Source organism: Vibrio sp. YT-19(2023), from assembly GCF_033337395.1.
Genome location: NZ_JAWOQN010000468.1, coordinates 1 through 714, shown reverse-complemented (window position 1 = coordinate 714; position 714 = coordinate 1). Strand labels below are relative to the sequence as shown.

The following is a 714-nucleotide window of genomic DNA, read 5'->3' as shown; positions in this document are numbered from 1 at the left end:
GTTCGCTTAGGCATGGAAGTTTTGCGGCATTCTGGCTACACAATAACAAGGGAAGACTTACTCGTGGCTGCAACCCTGCCTGCTCAAAATCTATTCAAACATGGTTACGCTTTGGGGAAATTATGAGGGGATCTCTCAGGGCTATGCTTTGGCGTGAAAAACTGCATCATGTGCTAATTGAAGAAATGAGCCCGGATGCGTTTGAGCGACTAACACAGAGATTATTGAGAGAATCAGGTTTTATCCATGTTGAAGTGACTGGCCGCACGGGTGATGGTGGTATCGATGGCAAAGGAATTGCCCGAATCAACGGTTTGATGAGCTTTCATATCGCTTTTCAGTGTAAAAAGTACAAAGGTTCCGTTGGGGCTCCCGAGATCCGTGATTTTAGGGGTGCAACCGTTGGTAGAGCTGATCGTGGGATGTTTATCACTACAGGTAACTTTACAAAAGCTTCGATTGACTTGGTCGATGGTGATCAGTTAGCCGATAAGCTTAAGGAACTTAGTTTAGGCGTTAAAACAGAGTTAGTTGAAAAAGTAACTGTTGATCCTAGCTGGTTTTTAGGTCTTTAACAGTTAATAAGCACCAAGAGAATTCCCAAATGCATTGTCTATACCCATTCAACTTGAAGATGCAGGTTTCAATATCTGAAAGTTATCCGTAATTCTGGATGACAATGAGCCTGCAACTTCTGGTAGCGTTACATCGAAA

At 43.1% G+C, this 714-nt stretch carries 1 protein-coding gene and 1 pseudogene; both read left to right on the top strand.

All coding sequences use genetic code 11. The features are described from left to right. Positions 1-126 (top strand): annotated as a pseudogene (locus tag R7E78_RS26560) (IS4 family transposase); the annotation flags it as partial. After that, entirely contained in the window at positions 123-575 is a 453-nt protein-coding gene (locus tag R7E78_RS26555) for a restriction endonuclease (RefSeq protein ID WP_318058666.1), read from the top strand. The pseudogene R7E78_RS26560 and the gene R7E78_RS26555, both read left to right, overlap by 4 nt. Positions 576-714 lie beyond the last annotated feature (139 nt).